This window comes from Thiomonas sp. (genome assembly GCF_034007205.1).
Taxonomy (GTDB): Bacteria; Pseudomonadota; Gammaproteobacteria; order Burkholderiales; family Burkholderiaceae_C; genus Thiomonas.
In genome coordinates this window covers 1-22589 of record NZ_JAVERI010000016.1, presented here as the reverse complement: position 1 = coordinate 22589, position 22589 = coordinate 1, and the positions used below count along the sequence as shown (strand labels likewise).

20 protein-coding genes are annotated in these 22589 nt (G+C 65.3%); 17 read left to right on the top strand and 3 right to left on the bottom strand.

Features of this window, described 5'->3' with window-relative positions:
• The first annotated feature begins 52 nt into the window (after positions 1-52).
• Positions 53-817 (top strand): glycine zipper 2TM domain-containing protein, encoded by a 765-nt coding sequence (locus RBR52_RS12665; protein WP_320377638.1) that lies wholly within the window; start codon positions 53-55, stop codon positions 815-817.
• A 265-nt stretch (positions 818-1082) separates the two neighbouring features.
• Here the strand turns inward: RBR52_RS12665 and RBR52_RS12660 are convergent, their stop codons facing one another.
• Both RBR52_RS12660 and RBR52_RS12655 read right to left on the bottom strand, forming a co-directional pair.
• Positions 1083-2609 (bottom strand): YifB family Mg chelatase-like AAA ATPase, encoded by a 1527-nt coding sequence (locus tag RBR52_RS12660; protein ID WP_320377637.1) that lies wholly within the window; start codon positions 2607-2609, stop codon positions 1083-1085.
• 18 nt (positions 2610-2627) lie between these two features.
• Complete coding sequence (locus tag RBR52_RS12655; protein ID WP_320377636.1) at positions 2628-2915, bottom strand: accessory factor UbiK family protein; 288 nt, start codon at positions 2913-2915, stop codon at positions 2628-2630.
• A 314-nt stretch (positions 2916-3229) separates the two neighbouring features.
• Between RBR52_RS12655 and RBR52_RS12650 the strand changes: the two genes are divergently transcribed.
• From RBR52_RS12650 to clsB, 15 genes are all read left to right on the top strand, one after another.
• The gene (locus RBR52_RS12650) at positions 3230-4825 is read left to right on the top strand and encodes an ABC transporter substrate-binding protein (protein WP_320377635.1); all 1596 of its coding nucleotides are present in this window, start codon (positions 3230-3232) and stop codon (positions 4823-4825) included.
• Entirely contained in the window at positions 4822-5832 is a 1011-nt protein-coding gene (locus RBR52_RS12645) for an ABC transporter permease subunit (protein ID WP_320377634.1), read from the top strand. The genes RBR52_RS12650 and RBR52_RS12645 overlap by 4 nt, the downstream gene beginning before the upstream one ends.
• Positions 5833-5845: 13 nt before the next feature.
• Positions 5846-6793: an ABC transporter permease subunit gene (locus RBR52_RS12640; RefSeq protein ID WP_320377633.1), complete on the top strand. Its 948-nt coding sequence runs from the start codon at positions 5846-5848 to the stop codon at positions 6791-6793.
• Positions 6793-7785: an oligopeptide/dipeptide ABC transporter ATP-binding protein gene (locus RBR52_RS12635; RefSeq protein WP_320377632.1), complete on the top strand. Its 993-nt coding sequence runs from the start codon at positions 6793-6795 to the stop codon at positions 7783-7785. Before RBR52_RS12640 ends, RBR52_RS12635 begins: the two co-directional genes overlap by 1 nt.
• Complete coding sequence (locus RBR52_RS12630) at positions 7782-8789, top strand: dipeptide ABC transporter ATP-binding protein (RefSeq protein ID WP_320377630.1); 1008 nt, start codon at positions 7782-7784, stop codon at positions 8787-8789. Before RBR52_RS12635 ends, RBR52_RS12630 begins: the two co-directional genes overlap by 4 nt.
• Before the next feature lie 444 nt (positions 8790-9233).
• Complete coding sequence (locus RBR52_RS12625; protein ID WP_320377629.1) at positions 9234-10343, top strand: outer membrane beta-barrel protein; 1110 nt, start codon at positions 9234-9236, stop codon at positions 10341-10343.
• Positions 10344-10382: 39 nt separating this feature from the next.
• Complete coding sequence (locus tag RBR52_RS12620; protein ID WP_013107214.1) at positions 10383-10721, top strand: P-II family nitrogen regulator; 339 nt, start codon at positions 10383-10385, stop codon at positions 10719-10721.
• Positions 10722-10725: 4 nt separating this feature from the next.
• A complete protein-coding gene (locus tag RBR52_RS12615) occupies positions 10726-12063 on the top strand; it encodes an ammonium transporter (RefSeq protein WP_320377667.1) in 1338 nt (445 codons plus the stop codon).
• Positions 12064-12239: 176 nt separating this feature from the next.
• Complete coding sequence (gene gshA / locus RBR52_RS12610; protein WP_320377628.1) at positions 12240-13532, top strand: glutamate--cysteine ligase; 1293 nt, start codon at positions 12240-12242, stop codon at positions 13530-13532.
• A gap of 14 nt (positions 13533-13546) precedes the next feature.
• Positions 13547-14614, top strand: coding sequence for a glutathione synthase (gene gshB / locus RBR52_RS12605; protein WP_320377627.1), 1068 nt, complete (start codon positions 13547-13549; stop codon positions 14612-14614).
• 42 nt (positions 14615-14656) lie between these two features.
• On the top strand, positions 14657-16978 hold the full coding sequence (locus RBR52_RS12600) for a histidine kinase (RefSeq protein WP_320377626.1): 2322 nt from the start codon (positions 14657-14659) through the stop codon (positions 16976-16978).
• Positions 16979-17224: 246 nt separating this feature from the next.
• Positions 17225-17884: a peroxiredoxin gene (locus tag RBR52_RS12595; RefSeq protein ID WP_320377624.1), complete on the top strand. Its 660-nt coding sequence runs from the start codon at positions 17225-17227 to the stop codon at positions 17882-17884.
• A gap of 74 nt (positions 17885-17958) precedes the next feature.
• The gene (gene nudB / locus RBR52_RS12590) at positions 17959-18471 is read left to right on the top strand and encodes a dihydroneopterin triphosphate diphosphatase (protein WP_320377623.1); all 513 of its coding nucleotides are present in this window, start codon (positions 17959-17961) and stop codon (positions 18469-18471) included.
• Between the two features lie 10 nt (positions 18472-18481).
• Positions 18482-19318: an endonuclease/exonuclease/phosphatase family protein gene (locus RBR52_RS12585; protein WP_320377622.1), complete on the top strand. Its 837-nt coding sequence runs from the start codon at positions 18482-18484 to the stop codon at positions 19316-19318.
• Positions 19315-20697: a cardiolipin synthase ClsB gene (clsB, locus tag RBR52_RS12580; protein WP_320377621.1), complete on the top strand. Its 1383-nt coding sequence runs from the start codon at positions 19315-19317 to the stop codon at positions 20695-20697. Before RBR52_RS12585 ends, clsB begins: the two co-directional genes overlap by 4 nt.
• 133 nt (positions 20698-20830) lie before the next feature.
• On the opposite strand, the gene RBR52_RS12575 is transcribed toward clsB, so the two are convergent.
• A complete protein-coding gene (locus RBR52_RS12575) occupies positions 20831-22066 on the bottom strand; it encodes a diguanylate cyclase (RefSeq protein ID WP_320377620.1) in 1236 nt (411 codons plus the stop codon).
• Positions 22067-22295: 229 nt separating this feature from the next.
• Here RBR52_RS12575 and RBR52_RS12570 point away from each other — a divergent pair.
• A partial coding sequence (locus RBR52_RS12570) for a hypothetical protein (protein WP_320377619.1) occupies positions 22296-22589 on the top strand: 294 nt, incomplete at its 3' end.

Here is a 22589-nt window from a genome sequence, read left to right as displayed (position 1 = left end):
GCGACCTGCGCGTTGAATAGGCCATACTTCATCAGACTCTCGGGAGAGCAATATGTCATCCATTCCTCCGCAAGTTCCGGCTACGACGGGCAAAGGCGTCTGGATCGCGGTTTTCGTCATGGGCGCCGTGATCGTGGCCTTGCTGGCCGCGGTGCTTTACAAACTCAGCGACAGTTCGGGCAACAAGCCGGAAGTGGCCGTGGCCGTTGCGTCACAGCCCGCCAGCGCGCCGCTCGCTCACACCGCGGCGGCCTCATCAGTCGTTTCTGCCCTTGCGGCAGCGCCTGCGTCCAAGCCTGCCGAACAGGTGACCCCTGAACCTGCGCCACAACCCGCGGTCAAACAGCGCGTGGTCGCCCCGCGGCCTGTTCCAGTGGCGCAGCAGACGCATTCAGCTCAACAGATGGCACCACAGACCTTCGAGCCGCAACAGTTCGCACCGCAAGCCGCGCCCGTACCGGCAGCCCCGCAGCAGCCGGTTTGCAACAACTGCGGCACGGTGACCGCGGTCACCCCGGTCCAGGTACAGTCGCAGCAGACCAACCCGGTCGGTGTGATCGCCGGGGGTCTCATCGGCGGCATCCTGGGCAATCAGGTCGGCGGTGGTGACGGACGCAAGCTGGCCACCGTGGCCGGCGCCATCGGCGGCGGCATCGCCGGCAACGAAATCGCCAAACGGGTGGATGCGCAGACGGTTTACAACGTGCAGGTGCGTCTGGACAACGGTCAGGTGCAGACCCTGCAGCTCAAGGTCGCCCCGCCCGTGGGTCAGCGTGTGCAGATCGGCGCCGACGGCGGACTCAATCCGATTCGGTGAACGTCATCTCGCCATTTTTCAAGCGGCAATCACCCCCTGTTTACGGGGGTCCGCAACAATGTTCGAGCGTGATTGACGGAAAAGATGAAGCGTTACAAAATGGACTGAACTTTTTGTGTTTTTGCTGAACAGAACAAGGGCTGCTGTGGTTTGAGTTCATGCTCGATCCTGTGGCCCTCCAAGTTGCCCGGTAGTCTGCTCTACAGACTCTCCCCCCGATCCGGGCATTTCCAGCCAGGTGCGCAAAGCACCTGGCTTTTTTTTGTCAAGTCGACGTCAGGGCGCGGCGCAACTGCAGGGCCTCGGCGAGATGAGGCAGGGCGATGTGCTCCGATCCGGCCAGATCGGCGATGGTGCGCGCCAGCCGCAGCACCCGATGCGCCGCGCGGGACGACCAGCCCAGCCGGGTGATGGCCTGGGTCAGAAAGGCGCCGCTGGCGGCGTCGAGCGCGCAATGCACATCCAGTTCGGCCCCTTGCAGCCGGGCATTGAGCTTGCCTTGCCGCGCCTGCTGACGCTCAGCCGCAACGGCCACGCGAGCGGCGATCTGCGCGCTGGTTTCGCCTTGCGGCATCTGCAGCAGCGCATCGGGCGCAATGGCGCCGACTTCGACCTGAATGTCGATACGGTCGAGCAAGGGGCCGGAGACGCGCCCCTGATACCGCGACACCTGATCGGGCGTGCAGCGGCAGGCCTTGGTGGCATGGCCCAAGTAGCCGCAGGGACAGGGATTCATCGCCGCGATGAGCTGAAAGCGCGCCGGAAATTCGGCCTGACGCGCCGCGCGGGAAATGTGGATGCGCCCGGTCTCCAGCGGTTCGCGCAGACTCTCCAGCACCGCGCGGTCGAACTCGGGGAGCTCATCGAGGAACAAAATATTCTGCGTGGCCAGTGAAATTTCGCCCGGGCGAATGGTCCCCGCGCCGCCGCCCACCAGCGCCACCGCCGACGCCGTGTGATGCGGGCTGCGAACGAAACGCCGCCCCCACTGCGCCGGGTCGAAGCGCCCCACCAGACTGAGCACCGTGGCGCTCTCCAGCGCCTGCTCGCGCGTCATGGGCGGCAGCAGCCCGGCAAAGCGCTGCGCCAGCATCGACTTGCCGCTGCCCGGCGGCCCCACCATCAGCACATGATGACCGCCTGCGGCGGCGATTTCCAGCGCGCGCTTGGCCGCGCTGTGGCCCCGCACCTCGGCCATGTCGGGCGCGTCGGCAGGCGAAATCTCGACGGCAGCGGCCGTCACCGGCTGCGCCGCGCCGTCCTGTTCGAGCAGATAGGCCACGACCTGCTGCAGATCGTCGGCGCCGAGAACGGTTCCCGCCTGCGCCAGAGCCGCTTCTGCTGCGCTGGCTTGCGGCAAGACCAGGCGAGACTCGGCGGCATCGCCTTCCTGCGTCGCCCCCAGCGCGCACGCCATTGCCAGCGCGCCCCGCGTGGGCCGCAACGCCCCGGTGAGCGACAGTTCTCCCGCGAAGGTGTGACCCCGCAGACGCTCGGGAGGAATCAAGCCCTGCGCCGCCAGCAGGCCGATGGCGATGGGCAGATCGAAGCGGCCGGACTCCTTGGGCAGATCGGCCGGCGCCAGATTAACGACGATGCGCCTGTTCGATGGAAACCCCAGCCCGCTGTTGATGAGCGCGCTGCGCACCCGGTCGCGTGCCTCGCGCACCTCGGCCTCGGGCAGCCCGACGATGGTGAAGCCGGGCAGACCGGGCGACAGATGCACCTCCACCGTGACCGGCGGCGCTTCCATGCCCAGCAGCGCCCGGCTGGCGACCTGCGCCAGCGACATGGATGCCGAATGCGCCGATCAGCGCCAGGCGTCTTCGGGCGATGCGGACGGCGCCTGCGCCCCGCTGTCCAGCCGCGCCTGCAATTCGCGCACCTGGGCTTCGAGGGTATCGATCTGCTGGCGCGCCGCCAGCAGCATGCGCTGCGTGGCGTCGAACTCGTCGCGCGTCACCAGATCGAGCCGCCCCGCTGCGGAATGCGCCAGCGCGCGCAGATTGCGCTGCGCATCGTGCAGCGGCGATTGCTCGATCAGGCGGCCGAGCTGGTCGAAAAGGGTGTTGTTGCGTTGGCGAAAGCCGTCGTTCATGGCGATGCTCCTGAAATGACTTCTAAATATGCATTGTGACCGATTTTGGCGCGAGCTCTTTTGTGTCTGCTGGAGAACCGCCCAGCCACCTTGCGCGCCGTCAGCAGACCCGCCGCATTGCTGCACCCGTTGGGTAGACGCTTCGGTCGGGCAAACCACAGGATTGATGTATACGGGAGCCACTCTGATAATCCCCCCAACCAGGGATTGCGGCGGATAGCTGCCGGATTTGTGTTTTTTTTGGCACAACACTTGCTTTATTTCCGTGCCACTGTGTTGAAGTCCCACCGTACACAACCCATGAGGAAATTTCCATGAGAAAGTCCATTGCGGCACTCGCGCTGGGCGCATCGCTTGCGGCATTCAGTCTGCCTGCGCTGGCCGCCAAGACCTTGGTGTACTGCTCCGAGGGCAACCCCAACGGCTTTCAACCTGCGCTCTACACCGACGGCACCACCTTCGATGCCAGCTCGCGCACCATCTACAGCCGTCTGGTGGAATTCAAGCCCGGCACGACCGAAGTCGAGCCGGGGCTGGCCACCTCGTGGGAGGTCTCGCCTGATGGCAAAACCTACACTTTCCATTTGCGCAAGGGCGTGAGGTTCCAGAGCAACTTTGGCTTCACCCCCACGCGCGACTTCGACGCCGACGATGTGGTGTTCACCTTCGAGCGCATGCTCGACAAGAGCAATCCGTATCACAGGGTCTCGGGCGGCACGTACGACTATTTCAACGGCATGGGCATGCCCAAGCTCATCAAGGCGATCAGGAAGCTCGACTCCTACACCGTGCGGTTCGAGCTCAATCAGCCCAATGCGGCTTTTCTGGCCGATATGGCCATGGACTTCGCCTCCATCGACTCGGCGCAGTACGCGGACAAGTTGGCCAAGGAGAACAAGAAGCAAGACCTCGATCTCAAGCCCATCGGCACCGGCCCGTTCGAGCTTGTGGCCTATCAGCCCGATTCGATGATCCGCTACAGGGCGTTCCCGCAGTATTGGCGCGGCAAGGCCGCCATCGACAATCTGGTATTCGCCATCACGCCCAATGCCTCGGTGCGCTGGGCCAAGCTGCGCGCGGGCGAATGCCAGATCATGGCTTACCCCAATCCCACCGATATCAAGGCGATGCAAGCTGATAAATCCATCGAGGTGCTCTCGCAGCCCGGTCTGAACGTCGGCTACCTGGCCTTCAACACCGAGAAAAAACCGCTGGACAATGTCGAGGTGCGCAAGGCGCTCTACATGGCCATCAACAAAAAGGCCATCGTCGATGCCGTTTTCCAGGGAACGGCCACCGTGGCGGTCAACCCGATGCCGCGGACCATCTGGGGCTACGACCAATCGATCAAAGACTACCCCCATGACCCGGCCGAAGCCAAGAAACTGCTGGCCAAGGCGGGCTACCCCAATGGCTTCGAAACCGATATCTGGGCCATGCCCGTCTCTCGTCCGTACAACCCCGACGCGCGCCGCATGGCGGTGATGATCCAGTCGGACTGGGCCAAGATCGGCGTCAAGGCCAAGATCGTGACCTACGAGTGGGGCGAATACCTCAAGCGCCTGGGACAGGCCGAACACCGGACCGCGCTGCTGGGCTGGACCGGCGACAACGGCGATCCCGACAACTTCCTCAACACCCTGCTGGGCTGCGCCGGCGTGCACACCACGCAGAACATCGCCCAGTGGTGCAACAAGCCTTACCAAAACCTGATGGACGAAGCCCTGCAAACCACCGATCAGTCCAAGCGCGCCAAGCTCTATGAACAGGCGCAGGTGATCTTTCACCAGCAGGTTCCTTGGGTGCCGATCGACTATTCCACGGTTTACATGCCCATGTCCAAAAAGGTACGGGGCTACACCATCTCGCCGACGGGAGCGCATATCTTCTACGGCGTAAGCCTGGAATGACCTCCTTTTTCCTCAAACGCTTGGCGCTGATCATCCCGGCGCTGGCGGGCGTGAGCCTGCTCACTTTCGCCCTGGTGCATCTCATCCCCGGCGATCCGATCACCATTATGGTCGGCATCCGCGGGCTCACACCCGAGCGCCACGCCGAAATGCTGCACCAGCTCGGCCTGGACAAGCCACTTTGGCAGCAGTTTCTGATGTACGACTGGAATGCACTGCATGGCGATCTGGGTCGGTCGATCTTTACCCGCCAGCCGGTGATGACCGAATTTCTCCAGCGCTTCCCGGCTACTGTCGAGCTGTCGCTTGCGGCCATCGTATTTGCCATCGTCATCGGCCTGCCGGCGGGCGTACTCGCCGCAGTCAAGCGCGGCAGTTGGATCGATCACACGGTGATGACGGCCAGCCTCACCGGCTATTCCATGCCGATTTTCTGGTGGGCGCTGCTGTTGATTTTGCTGTTCTCGGTGCAACTGGGCTGGACGCCGGTATCGGGACGCCTGTCGGCCGAATACTGGATCACGCCCCACACGGGCTTCATGCTGATCGACACGCTGCGGGAGAACGATTTCGATGCCTTCGAAAACGCGCTATGGCACCTGATTCTGCCTGCCATCGTGCTGGGCACGATTCCGCTGGCGGTAATCGCGCGCATGACCCGTTCATCGATGCTGGAAGTGCTGGGCGATGACTATGTGCGCACCGCCCGCGCCAAGGGCGCGGCGCCCTGGCGGGTGATCCTGGTGCATGCGTTGCGCAATGCGCTGATTCCAGTCGTCACGGTGACCGGCCTGCAGGTCGGCATGCTGCTGACCGGGGCGATTCTCACCGAAACCATTTTCTCCTGGCCGGGCATAGGCCAGTGGATGGTGCAAGCCATCAACCAGCGCGACTATCCGGTGATCCAGGGCGGCATTCTGCTCATCGCCTGCGCGATCATCCTCGTCAACTTTCTCGTCGATCTGACCTATGGCCTGATCGACCCCCGCATCCGCCACCCCCGCTGATCCCGCCGCCGCGATGCCATCCGATCCTCAAAACGAACTGTCGCTCGACAGTGCATCCGATGCGGGCGAAGCGCACGCCTTCGCCCACGTCCGCCATCAACCACCGCACCCCCTGGTCGAAGTCTGGCGCGACTTCCGGGAAAGCAAGGGCGCCTTGGCCGGGCTGGCGGTGAGCGTGGCGCTGGTACTCATCGCCATTTTCGCGCCGTGGGTGGCGCCGCATTCACCGATCGATCAGGATCAGTCGGCGTTTCTGCAGCCTCCGGCATGGCTGCCCGGCGGGAGCTGGACCGATCCGCTGGGCACCGACGCCGTCGGGCGAGACCTGCTTTCACGGCTGATTTTCGGCGCGCGGCTGTCGCTGTTCGTCGGCCTGCTCGTGGTCACGCTGTCTCTGGCCGTCGGCGTGGTGCTGGGACTGCTGTCTGGGTTCTACCGCGGCTGGATCGATAGCGTGATCATGCGTCTGGTCGACATCATGATGGCCATACCCAGCCTGCTGCTGGCCATCGCCATCGTCGCCATTCTGGGCCCCAGTCTGGTCAACGCCATCATCGCCATCGCCATTGTCAACATTCCGTTTTATATACGGCTCACTCGCGCCTCGGTGGTGGCCGAATCGGCCAAGGACTATGTCATGGCCTCGCGCGTGGCGGGCGCGGGGCATCTGCGGCTGATGTTCTCCACCCTTCTGCCCAATTGCACCGCACCGCTGATCGTGCAGGCCACGCTGGGTTTTTCCTCGGCCATCCTCGACGCCGCCGCGCTGGGCTTTCTGGGCCTGGGCGCACAGCCACCGACCCCCGAATGGGGCACGATGCTGGCCGATTCGATGCAGTTCGTGCAAAGCGCCTGGTGGGTGGTGACCTTTCCCGGTCTGGCCATTCTCATCACCGTGCTCGCCTTCAACCTGATGGGCGACGGCCTGCGCGATGCCCTGGACCCCAAACTCAAACGCTGATGACCGCCTTGCTCGACATCCAGAATCTGCGCGTCGAATTCGGCGCCGCAGACCAACCCTTCCGCGCGGTCGACGGCGTGAGCTTCACCGTTCGGCCCGGCGAAGTGCTGGGCATCGTCGGCGAATCCGGATCAGGCAAGAGCGTCACCTCGCTTGCGCTCATGGGGTTGATCGCCTATCCCGGCCGCGTGAGCGCCGAACGCCTGATGTTCGATGGTCAGGATCTGCTGGCCCTGCCACCGAAGCGGCGCCGCACGATCACCGGGGGCGACATCGCCATGATCTTCCAGGAGCCGATGACCAGCCTGAACCCGGCGTTCACCGTGGGCTGGCAGATCATGGAGGCGCTGAAAATCCACGGCGGCGGCAGCACGCGCAGCCGCCGCGACCGCGCCGCTGAGTTGTTGTCGCAGGTCGGCATTCCCGACCCGCGACGCCGCCTCGACACCTATCCGCATCAGATGTCGGGCGGCATGAGCCAGCGGGTGATGATCGCCATGGCCATCGCCTGCAACCCCAAGCTGCTGATCGCCGACGAGCCGACCACCGCGCTGGACGTCACCATCCAGGCGCAGGTCATGGACCTGCTGCTGCACCTGCAGCAAGAACGCGGCATGTCGCTCATTCTCATCACCCACGACCTCGCCGTGGCCGCCGAAGCTGCGCACCGGGTCCTAGTGATGTACGCCGGGCAGGTGGTGGAAACGGCACCAGCCGACATGCTGTTCGACGACCCGCGCCACCCCTACACCGAGGCCTTGCTGGCGGCGCTGCCCGAGCGCGCGCGTGGCCAGCGCCGTCTCAATGCCCTGGCCGGTGTCGTACCCGGCCAGCACGACCGACCTCGTGGCTGCCTGCTCGGCCCACGCTGCCCTTATGCCCAGGAACGCTGTCGGCGCGAGCAGCCCATGCTCCATGGCGACACACAGCGCCAAGTGCGCTGCTTCTTCCCGTTGGCGGCAAGCCGCACCTCCATTCCGCAAAGCGCATGACGCCCCCCGCTTCCCATCTCCCTGTGCTCGAAGCCATCGGCCTCAGCCGACATTACGCGGTGCCGGCCGGACCGTTTCGCCCCAAGGTCGCGTTGCGTGCGCTCGACGGCGTGTCATTCAGCCTGCCCGCGGCGCGCACGCTGGCCGTGGTCGGCGAGTCGGGCTGCGGCAAATCCACCCTGGCGCGTCAGGTGACCTTCATCGAGTCGCCCACCTCGGGCAGCATCCGACTCGATGGTCGACCGGTCGCCCTGCACGACAGACTGGCGCTGCGGGCGGCGCGCAGCCAGGTGCAGATCGTGTTTCAAGACCCCTACGGCTCGCTCAATCCGCGCAAGGCCGTGCGCCACATCCTGGAGGAGCCGCTCATCATCAACACCCGCATGACCGCCGCCGAACGCCGCGAGCGGGTGGACTGGATGATGGCCAAGGTCGGCCTGCGACCCGATTACGCCGCCCGCTACCCGCATATGTTCTCCGGCGGACAGCGCCAGCGCATCGCCATCGCCCGCGCGCTGATGCTCAACCCCAAGGTGGTGGTCGCCGACGAACCCGTCTCGGCACTCGACGTGTCGGTGCGGGCGCAGGTGCTCAATCTGCTGATGGACTTGGGCGAGGAATTCGGCGTGGCCTATCTGTTCATCTCCCACGATCTGTCCGTGGTTCGCCACATTGCCGATGACGTGATGGTGATGTACCTCGGCCGCGCCATGGAGATCGGCAGCCGCGATACCTTGCTCGACACACCGCTGCATCCCTACACCCGCGCGCTCATCACCGCTACGCCGCAGATCGAAGCGAACCGCCGCAAGGTACGCGAGCTGCTCAAAGGCGAGTTGCCTTCGCCGCTCAACCCTCCTTCGGGTTGCGTCTTCCATACCCGCTGCCCGCATGCCGTCACCCGGTGCAAAGCCGAGGTGCCGCAGCTGCGCGCCGTGGCGGGACGCGAAGTCGCCTGCCATCTCGCCGAGACGCTTGTCGCCCAACCCGGAACTCCCGCCTGATCCCCGCTCTTCGGCCGCTCTCCGAAATATGGGCATGCCTGGCGCGCGACCAGCAGCAAGCGCCGGGTGGCGTCGAACTCGCCGCGCTTAGCCAGGCGGCCGAGCGGGTCGAAAAAGCCGTGTTGCGTTGGCGAAAGCCGTCGTTCATGGCGGTTGCGCTCCCGCAGGTTTCTGCTGCACTGCGGCCGATTTTTCCCGCCCGGCACAGGAGGCGGGCCATTGCGTTTTTGCGTGTAGCCAAGGATCAACCGCAGCAAAACGTTCCAAATTGGTGCGCATACATCGATTCGCACAACTCAGGTGCACCCATTTCCTCTTCAAGAGAAGAACAAGCAAGTGTCAATGATGTGACATCCCCATACAAACCTGGCACGAAAGCTGCAGATGCTCCCCGGCATTTCATGGTGGGCGTCTTGCCCGGCTGCACTCACAGGAGAAACTTGGATGAACAAAATCGCAATCGCCGCGGCCGTGGCTGCCGCTCTGGCCAGCACTGCAGGTGTTGCTTCGGCCCAGACCACGCCGGCGCCCGCGGCGCCTGCCGTCCCCAGCCTGGGCGCGGTGATCGCCGCCACGCCCGGTCTGAGCATCAGCGGATACATGGCAGGCAGCTACACCTATTTCGATACCTCGTCGACCTTGCTTCGCGCCTATGACAACAAGACCAACGGCTTTTCGGCCAACCAGGCCTCGGCGACTGTGGCCTACCTCCCTAGTTCGGGTTTCGGTGCCCAGGTCAACGTCATTGCGGGCAACGACGCCAAAGTGCTCAACGGCAACGACAGCGCCTTCTACCTGAACAATGCGTTCGTGCAGTATGCCAACGGCGGTCTCACCATCCTGGGCGGCAAGTTCAGTTCGCTGGCGGGCTATGAGTCCACCAATCCGGTGAACGATTCCACGGTTTCGCGCAGCATCCTGTTCTGGGACATGGAGCCTGGCGCCCTCACCGGCCTGCGCGCCAGTTACGCCGTCTCGCCCGCGTTGACCGTCATCGGCGGCGTCAACAACGGCTGGGTCAGCCCGCAGCCGTCCAACACCGCCAAGACCATCGAACTGGGACTGACCGGCAGCCCGAGCAGCCTGTTCTCCTACACGGCCGATTACTACCGCGGCCAGTCGCCGTTGTTCGGCGGTTCGACCAATGGGGTGCTGCAACTGTTCGACTTTGTCGGCAGCTTCAACGTCAACAGCGCACTCACTCTGGCCGCCAACGTCGATCTGCTGTCCAAGGACGATGCCCTGCCCGGCGGCGGCGCCGGCAAGGCCAACGGTCTGGCGCTCTACGCCACCTACGCACTCTCCGACCAGTTTTCGCTGGCCGCCCGCGGCGAATACATCGACGACAAGGACGGCATCGTCTCCGGCTCCAACGGCACGTCCAACAAGCTCAAGGAGCTGACTCTCGCGGTGAACTACACCCCGGTGAAGAACTTCAAGCTCTCGGCCGAAGTGCGCCAGGACAAATCCGACAACGCCATCTTCACCGATAAGGATGGCTCGCCCACCACCAAGCAGAATTCGGTCGAGCTCATGGCCGTCTACTCGTTTTGACCCACATGGGCCTGCGGGCCCACCACTGAAGGAGCCACTATGAAAATGATCACGGCCATCATCAAGCCGTTCAAGCTCGACGAGGTGCGCGAGTCCTTGTCGGGCATCGGGGTGACGGGCATCACCGTCACCGAGGTCAAGGGTTTTGGTCGGCAGAAGGGCCACACCGAGCTGTACCGCGGCGCGGAATACGTGGTGGACTTTCTGCCCAAGGTGAAGATCGAGGCGGCCGTGCCGGAAGCGCTGGTCGAACGCACCATCGAAGCGATCGAAACCGCAGCCCGCACCGGCAAGATCGGCGACGGCAAGATTTTCGTCTCCGCGCTCGAACAGGTCGTGCGCATCCGCACCGGCGAGACCGGCGGCGACGCCCTTTGACCCCATTCCTGAGGACTTCGACATGAAAAAAAGTCTCGCAATTCCCGCAGCGCTCGGCGCGATGCTGCTCGGCATGGGCAGCGCCTGGGCACAGACCGCCCCGGCGGCTGCGGCCTCCAACCCGGCCGCCTTCATCAATTCCGGCGACAACGCCTGGATGCTGACCTCCACCGCGCTGGTGCTGATGATGACCATTCCCGGTCTGGCGCTGTTCTACGGCGGCATGGTGCGCAAGAAGAATGTGCTCGCCACGCTGATGCAGAGCTTCGCCATCACCTGTCTGGTCACGGTGCTGTGGATGATCATCGGCTACAGCCTGGCGTTCACCCCGGGCAATGGCTTCATTGGTGGATTGAGCCGGTTTTTCCTCAATGGCATGGGCCTGGATTCGGCCAACCCGCTGGCGCCGACCATCCCTGAGTCGACTTACATGACCTTCCAGATGACCTTCGCCATCATCACCCCGGCGCTGATCGTGGGGTCGTTCGCCGACCGCATGAAGTTCTCCGCCCTGCTGTGGTTCATGGGCATCTGGCTGCTGGCCGTGTATGCCCCGATCGCTCACATGGTGTGGGGCGGCGGCTGGCTCGGCGGCGACGGCGTGCTCGACTACGCCGGCGGCACCGTGGTGCACATCAATGCCGGTATCGCGGGTCTGGTGGCGGCATTGGTGATGGGCAAGCGCATCGGCTACGGCAAGGAAGCCATGCCGCCGCACAACTTGGTGCTGACCCTGATCGGCGCCTCGCTGCTGTGGGTGGGCTGGTTCGGCTTCAACGCCGGTTCCGCCGTGGCCGCGAGCGACCGCGCCGGCATGGCCATGGCCGCCACGCAGATCGCCACCGCCGCCGCCGCCCTGGGCTGGATGTTCGCCGAGTGGATCGCCCGCGGCAAACCCACCATCCTGGGCATCACCTCCGGTGCGGTGGCCGGCCTGGTGGCCATCACCCCGGCCTCCGGCTTTGTCGGCCCCGGCGGCGCGCTGGCCATCGGCCTGATCGCTGGCGTGGTGTGCTTCTGGACTGCGGTCTACATGAAGGAAATGATCGGCTATGACGACTCGCTCGACGCCTTCGGCGTGCATGCCATCGGCGGCATCATCGGCGCCATGCTCACCGGCGTGTTCGCGGTCAAGGCCATCGGCGGCACCGCTGGCGCGCTGGAAGGCAATATGGCGCAGATCCTGATCCAGGCCAAGGGCGTGGGGTTCACCATCGTCTACGACGCCATCGTCACCTTCATCATCCTCAAGGTCGTCGACATGGTCATCGGCCTGCGCGTCACCGAGGAGCAGGAACGCGAAGGTCTGGACATCAGCCTGCACGGCGAGCAAGTGTTGTAAAGGTTTTTCCTCCGGACGGTTTGGCGGCAGCAACGCCGCCAGGTCAGATGGCGTCTCCTCATCCTGTCCCCAGGATGTTCCCACCGCCCCGAAACACCGGGGCGGTTTTTTATGCGCAGCGCATTTGCGCCGCGTCTGCAAGAATCTGGGCTGTCCTCGCTTTTACAAACAGAACAATGATCCCGCATCTCATCACCTCATCGGGCGATCCCGTGCTCGAACTCGAACAGCGCATCCTCGAGGCGCAACCGGCCATCGAGCGCTGGTTCCGCCTCGAATGGATGGAACACACCCCGCCGTTCTACAGCTCGGTCGATCTGCGCAATGCGGGGTTCAAGCTCGCGCCGGTCGACACCAATCTGTTTCCCGGCGGCTTCAACAACCTCTCCCCGGACATGATGCCGCTGGCGGTGCAGGCCGCCATGGCGGCCATCGAGAAAATCTGCCCGGAGGCCAAGAACCTGCTGGTCATTCCCGAGAACCACACGCGCAACACCTTCTATCTGGAAAACGTCGACACCCTGATGCGCATCTTCCGCCAGGCCGGGCTGAACGTGCGTCTGGGTTCGCTCGACGAATCGGTCGTCGAGCCCATGCACCTCAAGCTGCCTTCGGGCGGCGAGCTGGTGGTCGAGCCGCTGGTCCGCAGCAAGATGCGTCTGGGCCTGAAAGACTTCGACCCCTGCACCATCCTGCTCAACAACGATCTGTCGAGCGGCATCCCGCCCATCCTGCAGGGCCTGCACGAACAATACCTGCTGCCGCCGCTGCATGCGGGCTGGGCGGTGCGGCGCAAGTCCAACCACTTTCATGCCTATGACGATGTGGCCAAGAAGTTCGCCAAGCTCATCGGCGTCGACCCGTGGATGCTCAACCCCTACTTCGCCCGCTGCGGCAAGGTCAACTTCCACGAGCGTCATGGCGAAGACTGCCTGGCCGACGCGGTCGACAGCGTGCTGGCCAAGGTGCGCAAGAAGTACAAGGAATACGGCATTCAGGAAAAACCCTTCGTCATCGTCAAGGCCGACGCCGGCACCTACGGAATGGGCGTGATGACCGTGCGCGACCCCAGCGAAGTGCGCGACCTCAACCGCAAGACCCGCAACAAGATGAGCGTGGTCAAGGAAGGTCTGGAGGTCAGCGAAGTGATGATTCAGGAGGGCGTGCCCAGCGTCGAGCGCCTGCAGGAAGCGGTGTGCGAGCCGGTGGTCTACATGATGGACCGCTATGTGGTGGGCGGCTTCTACCGCGTGCACGCCGACCGCGGGCCGGATGAAAACCTCAACGCCCCCGGCATGCACTTCGTGCCGCTGGCTTTCGAGGAACAGTTCAACGTCACCCACCCGGAGGCCGAACCCGGCACCAACGGACCGAATCGCTTCTACATGTACGGCGTCATCGCGCGCCTGGCGATGGTGGCCGCCAGTTACGAGCTGGAGCGCACCGACCCCGATGTGGAACTGGGCTGAGGTGCAACGCCATCATGCAACTGCTGTTCATCGCCGACCCGATCGCGTCCTTCAAGATTTACAAGGACACCACCTTCGCCATGATGCGCGAGGCGCAGGCGCGCGGCCATGTGCTGTGGGTGTGCGAGGCGGCTGATCTGCACTGGCGGGGCGGGCTCCCCACCCCAACCCTCACCCAAAGTGCAGAGAGGGTGATCGCCCCTCCCCCGCTTGCCGGGGGAGGTTGGGAGGGGGAGTTTGCAGCGCCCGTGACGGCCGTGTGCCGCCGCATCGAACTGACCGGCGATGCCCACGGAAAAAACTGGTACCGCGTGCTCGACCAGCGCCCGCTCGCCTTGCGCGAGGTCGATGCGGTGCTCATGCGCAAGGACCCGCCCTTCGACAGCGAATATTTCTACGCCACCCATCTGCTGCAGCAGGCCGAGCGCGAAGGAGCAAGGGTGTTCAACAGCCCCCGTGCGCTGCGCGACCACCCGGAAAAGCTGTCCATCCTGGAATTTCCGCAGTTCATCGCCCCCTCCCTGGTCAGCCGCCGCGCGGCGCAGATCAAGGCGTTCTACGCCGAACAGGGCGACATCATTCTCAAGCCGCTCGACGGCATGGGCGGCACCGGCATTTTCCGCCTGCGCCAGCAGGCCGATGGCAGCCCCGATCCCAACCTCAACGTGGTGATCGAAACCCTCACGGCCAACGGCGCCACCACCATCATGGCGCAGCGCTTCGTGCCCGCCATCGCGCAGGGCGACAAGCGGGTGCTCATCATCGACGGTGAGCCCGTGCCCTACAGCCTGGCGCGCATACCGCAAGGCGGCGAGACGCGCGGCAATCTCGCCGCCGGCGGTCTGGGGCTGGCGCAGCCGCTCACCGAGTCCGACTGGGCCATCGCCCGCGCCCTCGGCCCGGTGCTGGCCGCGCGCGGTCTGTTGCTGGTGGGCATCGACATCATTGGCGACAGGCTCACCGAGATCAACGTCACCAGCCCCACCTGCTTCCAGGAAATCACGCAGCAGACCGGCTGCGACGTGGCCGCACGCTTCATCGACGCGCTGGAAAACGCCGTCGTCCGACCCCGCGCGCATTGACGACGGCAGCGCGCAGTGGGCGACAATCCGCCCATCATGCCGATGCCGCAAACCCGTTCCGCCCGCATTCTGATGGGCGCCTTGCTGCTGACCCTCGCGGGGGTCACTGCGGCGCTGTACCTCGCCCTGCATCAGCCGTGGCTGGGACTCGTCCTGTCGTCCGGCACTGAGCCGTACAGCATGGGCATCGAAGTCTCGCAGGTCGCCCGCAAGTGTCCTGCCGCCGCCATCCCCCCGGGATCGCGCCTGCTGTCGATCGGCGCAGGCGGACAGCGCGTGGTGCTGCAGCCCGCCGACCTGATCGAAGAACCTGACTATTTCAACACCTACGCCGAAGTCGAGCGCTTCTTTCAGCGCCAGTCGCAGATCGCCGCGCTACAAAAACGCCCCCTGCGACTGAGCTGGCAAGACCCCGCCGGGCAGGTTTTCGAGCACACCGTCACGCCACGCCCCAGCCGCCCGCTTTCCAGTCTGCCTTTCGTGTTCTGGTTCCAGTTGCTCTGCGGCGGCGTGTCCCTGCTCGTCGGCGCCTGGGTGTACGCGCTCAAACCCAGGGGCTGGTCGGGGCGGCTGCTGGCGCTCTCCGGGCTGCTGTTTCTGCTGGCCACCTTCACCGCCGCGGTTTACAGCACGCGCGAACTGGCGCTGCCCGGCGGTCTGTTCGAGCGGCTTTCGATCCTCAACCATCTGGGCGCGCTGGGGTTTGGCGGCGCATTGGCTGCTCTGTTCCTCGTCTACCCCGCGCGTCTGGCGGCAGCGAAATGGCTCTGGCCAGCGCCCATTCTCGTCGTGGGCTGGTGGGCGCTGGATGCGGCGCGTCTCGCACCCAACGTGAGCTGGGGCATACGCATCCCGCTGCTGCTGGAAATCCTGCTCGCCGTCGCCTTGGCCGTGGTGCAGTGGCGGCGCAGCGCCATGCGCGCAGCCGACCGCGCGGCGCTGCGCTGGTTCATCCTCACGGCCCTGCTGGGCGGATTCACCTTTGTGGCCTTCACCTTCGGATCGAGGATGATCGGCGTGTTTCCGCTCATGCAGCAGGGCTACGCCTTCGGTTTTTTTCTCGCCATGTACCTCGGTCTGGCGCTGGGCGTGGGGCGCTATCACCTGTTCGACCTCGACCGCTGGGCCTATCGGCTGCTGCTGTGGGTGCTGGGGCTGGGCCTGATCGTCGTGCTCGACATGCTGCTGGTGCTGCTGCTGAACTGGCCGCACGACCTGTCGCTCGCGCTCACGCTGCTGCTGGCCGGGCTGCTTTATCTGCCCCTGCGCCAGTGGCTGTGGGGCCGCATGATGCAAGGCGAGCTGCCGCCCATCGACCGACTGCTGCCCGAAATCATCTCGGTGGCCTTCACCGCGCAAACCCTGGAGCGTGAACGGCGCTGGCTCGGTCTGCTCAACCGGCTGTATCAGCCGCTGCACAACCTGCCCATGCGGCAAAGCGAGGTCGACACCGACCCCGGTCTGGCGCAGGACGGCATGGAGCTGCGCATCGCCCCGGCAGGCGGCCTGGCCGCGCGCCGTCTGCAGGGGCGCAGCGCCGGCCAGCGCCTGTTCACCGTGACCGACGCCGAGCTGGCCGCCTCGCTCGTGACCCTGTTCAACCAAGCCGCGGCGGGCCGCGACGCGCTGGAAACCGGCGTGCAACAGGAACGCGACCGCATCGCCAGCGATCTGCACGACGACATCGGCGCCAAGCTGCTCACCCTGCGGCATCTGGTGCACGGCGAGCGCGAACAGGCCCTGCTGATGACCACCATCGACCAGCTCCGCGCCATCGTGCGCGGGCTGCGGCAGGCGGTGCAGCCGTGGGAGGAGTTCGCTGCCGACATCCGCTCGGAAACCGCGCAGCGCCTGGCCGCCGCCGGCATGGCGCTCGACTGGCCGCCGCCGCTCATCGCCGGTCTGAGCGCGTCGCGTCCGCCGCCGCAGGACGCCGCGCAGCAATACCACCTGCGCGCCCTGCTGCAGGAGGCGGTGAGCAACGCCATACGCCACGCCCGCGCCAGCCGCGTTTCGGTGCGGCTGAGCATCGTCGATAACTCTCAAGGAAACGCAGGGCCGTCCCAAGTTTCCTTGATCCCCTCGGGGGACGGGTCGGCGAGCCGACCCTGGGGGCGCACCTATATGCGGCTGGACGTTTTCGACGACGGCATCGGCCTCGACCCGCAGCAGACCACCAGCGGTCATGGCCTCACCAGCATGCAGATCCGCGCCCGCGCGCTGGGCGGCGAGATCGCCTGGCGCCGCAACATCGACCGCACTCCGGCCAGCCTGCCCACCGAAGCCTGCGCAGAAAATGCCGCACAGCCTTCAGGCCACGGCACCTGGGTGGAACTGGTCTTTCCCTTGGTCTTAGCGGGCTGATCTCGATCTGTCATACTTAGTTTGAGTTGGCAGTGCAGAATGCGCTGCAGCGCAGGGAAATCTCCCCTCCCCACTTGTGCCGAGGGTTGGGGAGGGGGCTTTGCAGCATCTGCGCAGACTCATCATATGTTTTTCCTAACCGTTCGATTGTGACAATCGATTGGATCAATTTCCGGGTTTTCCCTAGACTTCTTTCTCAACGGCACTCTCGCCGGATGTTTTTCCCCTCACTCAAGGAGCTCAAGCATGGAACAAACCCCCGAAAACTTCGGCCTTCCCCGTCTCAACGAGCCGGCGCCCAACTTCAGCGCCGTCACCACCCACGGCCCCCGCACCCTGGCCGACTACAAGGGCAAGTGGCTGATCCTGTTCTCCCACCCCGCCGACTTCACCCCGGTGTGCACCACCGAGTTCATGGGCTTCGCCCGCGAAGCCGAGACCTTCAAGTCGATGAACTGCGAACTGCTCGGCCTGTCGATCGACTCGATCTTCTCCCACCTGGCCTGGGTGCGTTCGATCAAGCAGCACTTCGGCGTGGACATTCCCTTCCCCATCATCGAAGACCTGAAGATGGAAGTGGCCCGCGCCTACGGCATGATCCACCCCGGCGCCGCAGACACCCAGGCGGTGCGCGCCACCTTCTTCATCGACCCCAACGGCATCCTGCGCGCCATGGTGTACTACCCGATGAGCAACGGCCGCTCGATCAACGAGTTCGTGCGCCTGCTGCAAGCGCTGCAGACCAGCGACAAGCACGGCGTGGCCACGCCCGAAGCCTGGTGCCCGGGCGACAAGGTCATCGTGCCCCCGCCGAAGACCACCGAAGGCGCGGAAGAGCGCGTCAGCAAGGGCGCCGCGCAAGGCATGGAAGTGACCGACTGGTACTTCTCCAAGAAGACGATCTGATCCATCCAGATCAGCCTCGATGAACACCTCCGCCGAAACTCCGGCGGGGGTGTTTTTTTGCGGCTTGCCCTAATATGCATCGCATGAATGCAGCCCTCCATGCCGCCGACCGCCCTCCTGTACCGGGACAGAAAATCCCGGTTTCGGTGCTGGTGGTGATTCACACCCCCGCGCTCGACGTGCTGCTGATCGAGCGCGCGCAACAGCCCGGTTTCTGGCAAAGCGTGACGGGCAGCATCGACGCGCCCGGCGAACCCCTGATGGATGCCGCCCTGCGCGAAGTGGCCGAGGAAACCGGCCTGCACGTCGGCGGCAGCGCCATGCCGAAAACCGCGCTGCGCGACTGGCATCTGGCCAATGTGTACGACATCTACCCGCAGTGGCGCCATCGCTACGCGCCCGGCATCTGGAAAAACACCGAGCATGTGTTCAGCCTCGAAGTGCCTGAGGGCGCCCGCGTCACCCTGGCCGAACGCGAGCACCGCGCGCTGATCTGGCTACCGTGGCAGGAAGCGGCGCAGCGCTGCTTCTCGGCGTCCAACGCCGAGGCCATCCGCCAGTTGCCGCGCCGCCTGGCTTGCCGATAGAGGGCTGGTTATGGAGTTGCGTGTCGCCTCGTACAACATCCACAAGGGCGTGCTCGGTCACGGGCCGGCCAAGCGCGCCAGCATTCTGGAACTGCATACGGCCTTGCAGGGACTGGAGCCCGATCTGGTGTTTTTGCAGGAGGTGCAGTTTCTGCATCAGCACAACGCCCGCCGTCTGAGCGGCTGGCCCGCACTACCGCAGCACGACTTTCTCGCCCAGGCGCTGGGGCTGCACGCGGCCTATCGCACCAATGCCTGCACCCGTCATGGCGAGCATGGCAACGCGCTGTTGTCGCGCTATCCCATCATCGATGTCGCCCACTGCGATGTGTCGGATCACCGCTTCGAGCAGCGCGGCCTGCTGCATGCGCAGGTGGCGCTTCCCCGCGGCGGGCCGCTGCACTGCATCGTGGTGCATTTCGGGCTGTTTGCCGCCAGCCGCCAGCGCCAGACCGATCGTCTGCTCGACTACATCGCCGCCCAGGTGCCGACGCATGCCGCGCTCATCGTCGCCGGCGACTTCAACGACTGGCACGGCCGCATCGGCCTGCAGCTACTCGAGCAAGGGTTGATCGACGTGAGCGAGCCGCCGCTCAAGAGCAATGGCAAGACCGCGTGGCGCAAGCGCTTGCGCACCTACCCCGCGCGGCTGCCGCTGATGCCGCTCGATCGCATCTACGCCCGGGGCTTCAGCGCCAGCGCGATAGGCCTGGGCTGGGGCCGGGCCTGGGCGCGGCTGTCCGACCATGCCCCGCTGCTGGCCGCGCTGCACTGCGATGATCCGGACTGCCCCGAGGCACCCGCGCCGCAGCAAACCGTGGCCGCTTCCTCGACCATCGCAGTGTGAGCGCATCGCCCGAGCGTCACCCCGCGCCCGTGCCCGTCATGCCCGAGGCACAGCCTCAAGCCGCCGAAGAACCGCTGAACTGGGTGGACGGCGCCAGCCCGCGGCTGCTGCCCTACGGCAGCGCGCTGTTCCCGGCCATGCAGCAAGCCATCGAACAGGCCCGCGAAAGCATCTGGCTGCAGACCTACATCTTTCATACCGACGAGGCCGCGATGACCATCGCCAGCGCACTGTGCGATGCCGCGCGGCGCGGTGTGCAGGTGCGGGTGCTGGTGGACGGCCTGGGATCGGGGCGCAGCGTAAACGCGCTTTCCACCCGCTTTGCCGAAGCCGGCGTGGAGTTCATGGTGTTTCGCCCCTGGCGCTGGCTCGACGTGGTGCAGCGCGGCCGCTGGCGGCGGCTGCACCGCAAGCTGTGCGTGGTCGATGCGCACACCGCCTTCATCGGCGGCATCAATCTGATCGACGACCGGCTCGACATCCACCACGGCTGGAGCGCGCAGCCCCGGCTCGACTACGCCGTGCAATACCACGGCCACCTCGCGCGGCAGACGCAATGGCTGATGCAGCGGCTGTGGCTGCGTACCGTGCTCACCGGCAGCCTGCAGCGCCGCCTGAGCAAACTGCCCGGCCCCGGCGTGTTCGATACCTCGCCCAACCGTCGCGCCTACTGGCAGGAACTGCTGGACTGGGGCAGCGACATGCCCGTAGCCGACGAAGACGGCGCGCCGCTGCTGCCCGGCACGACGGCGCCGGCGCCGCGAACACCCACGATGCGCCCCGCCGCACAGCCCCTGGGGCAAGATCTGGCCGCGCTGGTGGTGCGCGACAACTTCTCGCAGCGCCGCGCCATCGAACACAGCTACATCCGCGCCATCGAGCGGGCGAAGCAGCGCGTGCTCATCGTCACCCCCTACTTCTATCCGGGACTGGAGTTCCGCCAGGCGCTGAAAAACGCCGCCTCGCGCGGCGTGCGCGTCGAACTGCTGCTGCAGGGTCGGCTCGATTACCGCATGGCGGGCTGGGCGGCGCGCGCGCTTTACGGCGAGATGCTGCGCGCCGGGGTGCACATCTATGAATACACCCCCGCTTTCCTGCACGCCAAGGTGGCCGTGGTCGACGAGGACTGGGCCACTGTGGGCAGCTCCAACATCGACCCGCTGTCGCTGCTGGTCAACCTCGAAGCCAATCTGGCCGTGCGCGACCGCGCCTTCGCCCGCGCACTGGCCGCACACCTCCAGACGCATCTGGCGCAATCGCTGCCGATCGACACCCCCGACCGCCTGCGCACCCGCGCGCCCTGGTGGCTGCGGCCTTTCGTGGCGATTGCCGCACGCGCCTTTGTCGCGCTGGCGGGTGGGGTGAAGAACGAATATTGAGGCAGACGAGTGGGGAGGGGGCAAAACCGTTCTTCCCCCGCACGCGGGGGAGGTTGGGAGGGGCATCGTTTGTATAGCGCAGCGCCGTCTTCTCCTCCCCCGCACGCGGGGGAGGTTGGGAGGGGGAGCGCCGTCAGGCGCAGACCCGATTGCGCCCCGTTGCCTTGGCGCAGTAGAGCGCCCGGTCGGCGCGCACCAGCACGTCGGCGGTGCGCAGATCGTCCGCGCGGGACGGCGCCATGCCGATGCTGACCGTCAGCGCCACCACTGCGCCCCCGGGCAAGGCGATCGGTCGAGCGCAGACCGCGGCGCGCAGGCGCTCGGCGATGCTCTGCGCCTCGGCTTCGTCCGCGCCGTCGAGAATCAGGAGGAATTCCTCGCCGCCCAGCCGCCCGAAGAAGTCGCGGCTGCGCTTTTCGCTCTCGATGATCTCGGCGAATCGACCCAGCACGCGGTCGCCCGCGACATGGCCGAAGCCATCGTTGACCTGTTTGAAATGATCCAGATCGAGCAGCAGCACCGACAGCGGCGCCTTGCGCTGCAGCAGCCGCTCCAGAATGCCCAGAATGCTGTGCCGGTTGTGGATGCCCGTCAGGCTGTCGCGGGTGGCCAGATGTTCGAGCCTGCGCTCCAGCGCCTTGCGCTCGCTGATGTCGCGCCAGATGCCTTCGACCCCGGCGTATTGACCCCGCTCGTCGCGCAAGGCACGGGTGCTGATGGAAATGTCGATGATGACCCCGTCCTTGCGCCGCATGCGGCCCGGAAAATCGTGCACGGCACCCTGCTTGCGAATGGCGGCCACGAGGGCGTCGCGCTCCGATGGATCGGGATAGAACGCCGCCGCGGGCAAGCCGATGATCTCTTCGGCCGTATAGCCCAGCACGTGCTTCACCGCCGGGCAGACGTAGCGGGTGATGCCCAGCGCATCGGTGCGGTAGAACACATCCTGCATGGTGTTCATCATGCGCTGGAAGTCTTCGTCGGTCTGGCGCAGCCGCTGCTCCATCGCGGCACGCTCGGTCATGTCGAGAAAGCTGGCCAGCACCGCCGTCTGGCCCTTGACCTGCAGCGTGGCGCTGCTCATGGCCAGCATCAGCGGCTGGCCGCTGCAGGCGTAGGCGCGAATCTCGGTCACCGGGTTGATGCCGCCGCCTTCGGCGTGGCGCAAGCGCGCCAGCACGCGATGCAGGTCCAGCGGATGAATGAAAGCGTCGACCTTGCGCCCGATGACGTCGCACGGTTCGCGCGCCTGCAGCAGCCGCAGCGCCGCCGGGTTGGCGTAGCGCACGGTGTCGCCCACCAGCATGACCACACAGGCTGGCAACTGGTCGATCCACTCCCCGGTGGGCTGGCTGGCAGCGTCAGCCATGACAACCTCGACGCAATCGTGTGCACTGCAAACAGAATCCAAGCAGACCGCCTTCTGGGTGCATGATGACAGGGGTTTTGCGATGCATGCAGAGCAGACAGTTTACCCATAAGGGATGTTTCAATCCGCGCCCGGTCTACCCGGGCGAAACAACGCGGAAGAGGTCATGCCCCTCCCGCGTTCGATTATCCCCCTGAAGGGGGAGGTTTCCAACCGGAGTTTGTCGTCGATGAATCGCCTGATGCGCAGCGCGACATATGCTTTGCGGTTGGATGCGCATGACGAATCTGTATTTCCGTTTTCACCAGCGGACTTCCAGAATGCCAGGCATGAACACACCGCCCTGCGCCCCATCTTCTCCTCATTCTCCTCATCTTCCGCGACGATCCGTCTGGTTGCGCATTTCAGCGATCGTGGACGCCTGTTTCATTCTGATCGTGGACGGCGTTTCAGGCTGATCGTGGACGCGCCGGGGGTGCGCGCAAGCGATGGGTTTACTGTATCTCAATCGTCCACGATCAGC